Below are 4,517 nucleotides of genomic sequence, written 5' to 3'. Positions count from 1 at the left end.
CTCCAGGGTGAGCGCCTCGGGCGTCGGCTGGGTCAGCGCCGTCAGGAACCCGAGGGCGCCGGCCTCGGCGGCAGCCCGCAGACCGGCGGTACGGCGGAGGCGAGCCCCCCCACCTCCGCCGCGACCCCGCCCCCCAACGCGTCGACGGTGCCGCAGACGACCAGCAGGATCAAGCTGCCCGGTAGTTCGATCACGCTTCATGAGAGCCCCCAGGACCCGATCAAGCTGAGTTCCTACAGCCTCGACTGGGAGAAGACCCTCTACGTCAGGAAGTACGGGACCAACCGGTTCGCCAAGAACGACAAGTACTTCCATTACACGCTCAACGCCGCGGGCACCCAGGCGCTGGGTACCGACCGGATCTACGACGCGCAGAACTACTCGATCGTGTCGGTCGTCGACCAGCGCACCGGCGCGGCGAGCAAGATCAGGATCACCAAGGCGCCGGTCTACCCGACGCTGCCGCAGTGGTCGCCGGACGGCAAACGTGGCCTGGTGACGCTGTACGAGGCCGTGGACAACACCAGCAAGGAGTACGGCTTCGCGATCATCGATGCCGCCACGAAGAAGGCCAGGATCGTCCGGGTGAAGGAGAAGGACGCGGGCAAGTGGAGCTACTTCTGGCGGGGTGACGGCCGCGCCGTCGGCACCTGGGCGCTCACCGGCAAGACCCAGCGCATCCGCTTCTACGACCTGCAGGGCACCGTGCTGCAGACCCTGCTGGACGTGGGAACCCCGATCACCGTCGAGGGCGACGACATCTCCCCGTCGGGATCGTCACTGCTCACGTACTGCAAGGAGAGCGAGAAGGAGATCTGCGTCTGGTCCACCGACTCCGACGCCCCGGCGAAGGTCCGGATCCCGTTCGAGACCGAGCGGCTCATCGGCTGGTACGACGACGAGCACATCGCGGGCTGGCGGCGCAAGGGTTCCGGCTACGAGGCCGTGGTGTTCGACTTCGAGGGGCGGTCGCAGCGGGTGCTGGCCACCACCACCAATGCCAAGGAGTACGAGAAGCAGTTCATGCGTTTCACCCGGGAGGGCTGATATGAGGGAATGGACCCACGCCGAGCATGTCTCGGCGGCCACCGCGGAGGTCGCCCGGATGGCCGATGTCCTGAGGAAACGCGACATGTCCGTTCCCGTGCTGACCTGTCCTGGCTGGGACCTGGCCAGGCTCGTCACCCACACCGGTGGCATACACCGGTGGGTGGCCACCATGGTCGCCGACCTGGCCGAGCGGCGCTACGACCGCCGCGGGATGGACATGGGCCTGCCGGCCGACACGAGCGGTTACCCCGCCTGGCTCGGTGCGGGGGCCACCCTGCTGTCCGAGGCGCTGCTGTCGCAGGATCCGCAGGCGCCGATGTGGGCCTGGGGCGGGGAGCAGCGGGTGCGGTTCTGGTCCAGGCGCATGCTCCACGAGACCCTGGTGCATCGGATGGACGCCGAGCTCGCGCTGGGCGTTCCGGTCTCGGTCGACGAGGACGTGGCGGCCGACGGGGTCGAGGAGTTCCTCGATGTCCTGCCGTACGCGCTGTGGAACCCGGGGGTGGCCGAGCTGAGGGGCGGGGGCGAGACGATCTCCCTGCAGGCCGACACCGGAGCCGGGTGGGTGATCACCCTCGACCCCGACCGCTTCCACCACCGGCGGTCCCTGCAGCCGGGGAGCGTGACCGTGCGCGCAGCCACGTCGGCGGACCTGCTCCAGGTCGTATGGGGGCGGCGCAGCGTCGACGACTACGCCGTCGAGGGCGACGCGGGGCTGCTGGGCTGGTGGCGGGAGCTCGCCCGGATCTGACCGGCGGAAGATAAATACCCGTCCCGGGATTGGGCCAAGACACGGCAGATCCCCAGGAGGGCTCGCCGCCGAGGCCGCCGCCCCGTGGTGCCATGCCCCTATGATCAAGATGTCTCAGGCTGTGGTCTCGGCCACACTCGTCTCCGTGGGCCTGTTCGGTGGCACGGCGCTCGCGGACTCCGCACCCTCCACGGCGACGGTGCGGGAGGGCGACCGGCCACAGATCACGATCGTGGGCGAGGGACGTCTGTCGGTCACCCCCGACGTCATGAAGCTGGACGCCGGTGTCGAGGTGGTCCGTTCCACCGCGGGAGAGGCGTTCACCGCCGCCCGCGTCGCCGCCGCCGCGCTGACGAAGGCGTTGCTGGCGGCCGGTATCGCGGCCAAGGACCTGCGGACCAACGAGCTGTCCCTGGGCCCCCAGTACAAGGACTACCCCACGATCTCCGGTTACCGGGCCGCGCAGGGGGTCGAGGCGGTGGTGCGGGACCTGGACACCGCGGACGACGTGATCGACGCGGCGGTCGCGGTCGGCGAGGCGGTCCGGCTGGACAGCGTCTCCTTCGAGGTCTCCGACAACCGCGCGCCGCTCAGGCTGGCGCGCGAGGCCGCCTTCAGGGACGCCAAGACCCGCGCCGCGCAGTACGCCAGGCTCGCGGGACGCAGGCTCGGCCGTGCGCTGGAGATCAGCGAGGAGAACGTCACCCCGCCGCGGCCGTTCTTCGCCGCCGGCGCGATGGCGGACAAGGCGTCGATCAGCCCCGGCCGCCAGGACGTGTCGGTCAGCGTCAGGGTGGTCTACGAGCTGGATTAGGCCCCGCTCACGCGGTGCTCCCCCGATCCCGGGTACGCGACAGGTTCCCGGCACACGACGGGCCCCGGCGGGTCACCACCCACCGGGGCCCGTCCACCTCGTGGTCAGGGCAGCGCCAGCATCCTGTCCAGGGCGACCCGAGCCCAGTGGGCGGTGTCGTCGTCCACGGTGATCTGGTTGACGACCTGGCCGGCGGCGAGCGACTCCAGCGCCCACACCAGGTGCGGCAGGTCGATCCGGTTCATCGTCGAGCAGTAGCAGACGGTCCGGTCCAGGAACGTCACGTCCTTGTCGGGGAACATGGCGCCGAGCCGCTTGACCAGGTTCAGCTCGGTGCCCACCGCCCAGGAGGACCCGGCGGGAGCCGCCTCGATCTTCTTGATGATGTACTCGGTCGAACCGACATGATCGGCCTTGGTGACGACCTCGTGCCTGCACTCGGGGTGGACCAGAACGTTGACGCCGGGGATGCGCGCGCGGACGTCGTCCACGCACTCGGCGCTGAAACGGCCGTGTACCGAGCAGTGCCCCTTCCACAGGATCATCTTGGCGCCCGCGAGCTGCTCGGCGGTCAGGCCGCCGTTCGGCCGGTGCGGGTTGTAGACGACGCAGTCGTCCGGTGACAGGCCCATCTCCAGCACCGCGGTGTTGCGGCCCAGGTGCTGGTCGGGAAGGAAGAGCACCTTCTCCCCGCGGGAGAAGGCCCACTCCAGGGCACGCCTGGCGTTGGAGGAGGTGCAGACGGTGCCGCCGTTGCGTCCGCAGAAGGCCTTGATGTCGGCGCTGGAGTTCATGTAGGTGACGGGCACGGTGCGACCGGCGATCCCGGCGTCCTCCAGCACCTCCCAGCACTCCTCGACCTGGTCGAAGGTGGCCATGTCGGCCATCGAGCACCCGGCGGCGAGGTCGGGCAGCACCACCTTCTGGGAGTCGGAGGTGAGGATGTCGGCGGACTCGGCCATGAAGTGCACGCCGCAGAAGACGATGTACTCGGCGTCGGGCCGGGCCGCGGCCTCCTTGGCGAGCTTGAACGAGTCGCCGGTCACGTCGGCGAACTGGATGACCTCGTCACGCTGGTAGTGGTGGCCCAGTACGAAGACCCTGTCGCCGAGCGCAGCCTTCGCCTTCCTGGCGCGTTCCACCAGCGCCGGGTCGGACGCGGCCGGCAGCTCGCCGGGACAGTCGACACCGCGCTCGCTGTGCGGGTCCACGTCCTTGCCCAGGACGAAGAGCGGAAGCCCGATCTCGGTGGTCGTCATGGCCACACCCCCTTATCGTCGAAGTGACGACTAATGATGACACACGCTGTTGGGGCTTTATTCCGTGGGAGGGAGTTTTGTCCGAAGGAGGAGGTGTGCGTCGTCTCAGGAATGTGTAAGGGGGGACGGGTGTTGGTAGCGTCTAAGAAGGACGTCAGAAACAGACAGCCGTTCCCGGGGAGCGGCTGACGCAGACGCGGGAGTCACCACATGTCGGTTGAGAGCAGCGAGACCACGGCGCAGGGCCTGATCCTCAGTTCCGCGGCCGCCGCGAAGGTCAAGAGCCTGCTGGAGCAGCAGGGCGAGGAGGGCCTCCAGCTGCGCGTGGCCGTGCAGCCCGGTGGCTGTTCCGGCCTGCGTTACCAGCTCTTCTTCGATGACCGTTCGATGGACGGTGACGTCGTCTCCGACTTCGACGGCGTGAGCGTGGTCACCGACCGGATGAGCGCGCCCTACCTCGTGGGTGCCACCGTCGACTTCGTCGACACGATCGAGAAGCAGGGCTTCACGATCGACAACCCGAACGCCACGGGTTCGTGCGCCTGCGGAGACTCGTTCAACTAGGAGCTCGCTCGACCGGACGAGACCGGACGAGACACCGAAGGCCCCGCGCGGTGACGGTGCCAGAGCACCCGCGCGCGGG

5 protein-coding genes are annotated in these 4,517 nt (G+C 69.0%); 4 read left to right on the top strand and 1 reads right to left on the bottom strand.

Annotation, left to right across the window (positions count from 1 at the left end; all coding sequences use genetic code 11):
- From ABZ260_RS47240 to ABZ260_RS47230, 3 genes are all read left to right on the top strand, one after another.
- A partial coding sequence (locus ABZ260_RS47240) for a hypothetical protein (protein WP_355631472.1) occupies positions 1 to 1,047 on the top strand: 1,047 nt, incomplete at its 5' end.
- 1 nt (position 1,048) lies between these two features.
- Positions 1,049 to 1,801: a maleylpyruvate isomerase family mycothiol-dependent enzyme gene (locus ABZ260_RS47235; RefSeq protein ID WP_355631469.1), complete on the top strand. Its 753-nt coding sequence runs from the start codon at positions 1,049 to 1,051 to the stop codon at positions 1,799 to 1,801.
- Positions 1,802 to 1,901: 100 nt separating this feature from the next.
- Positions 1,902 to 2,615: an SIMPL domain-containing protein gene (locus ABZ260_RS47230; RefSeq protein ID WP_355631467.1), complete on the top strand. Its 714-nt coding sequence runs from the start codon at positions 1,902 to 1,904 to the stop codon at positions 2,613 to 2,615.
- A gap of 104 nt (positions 2,616 to 2,719) precedes the next feature.
- On the opposite strand, the gene nadA is transcribed toward ABZ260_RS47230, so the two are convergent.
- Entirely contained in the window at positions 2,720 to 3,874 is a 1,155-nt protein-coding gene (gene nadA, locus ABZ260_RS47225) for a quinolinate synthase NadA (RefSeq protein ID WP_355631464.1), read from the bottom strand.
- Positions 3,875 to 4,084: 210 nt separating this feature from the next.
- On the opposite strand from nadA, the gene ABZ260_RS47220 reads away from it, so the two are divergent.
- Entirely contained in the window at positions 4,085 to 4,438 is a 354-nt protein-coding gene (locus ABZ260_RS47220; protein ID WP_030910261.1) for an iron-sulfur cluster assembly accessory protein, read from the top strand.
- Positions 4,439 to 4,517: the final 79 nt, after the last annotated feature.

This window comes from Streptosporangium sp. NPDC006013 (genome assembly GCF_040614275.1).
GTDB lineage: Bacteria > Actinomycetota > Actinomycetes > Streptosporangiales > Streptosporangiaceae > Streptosporangium.
This window is presented reverse-complemented; position numbering and strand designations above follow the sequence as displayed.

Coding starts and splice junctions, on each gene's coding strand:
- ABZ260_RS47230 (WP_355631467.1), top strand. CDS start 1,902: ATGATCAAGATGTCTCAGGCTGTGGTCTCGGCCACACTCGTCTCCGTG.
- ABZ260_RS47235 (WP_355631469.1), top strand. CDS start 1,049: ATGAGGGAATGGACCCACGCCGAGCATGTCTCGGCGGCCACCGCGGAG.
- ABZ260_RS47220 (WP_030910261.1), top strand. CDS start 4,085: ATGTCGGTTGAGAGCAGCGAGACCACGGCGCAGGGCCTGATCCTCAGT.
- nadA (WP_355631464.1), bottom strand. CDS start 3,874: ATGACGACCACCGAGATCGGGCTTCCGCTCTTCGTCCTGGGCAAGGAC.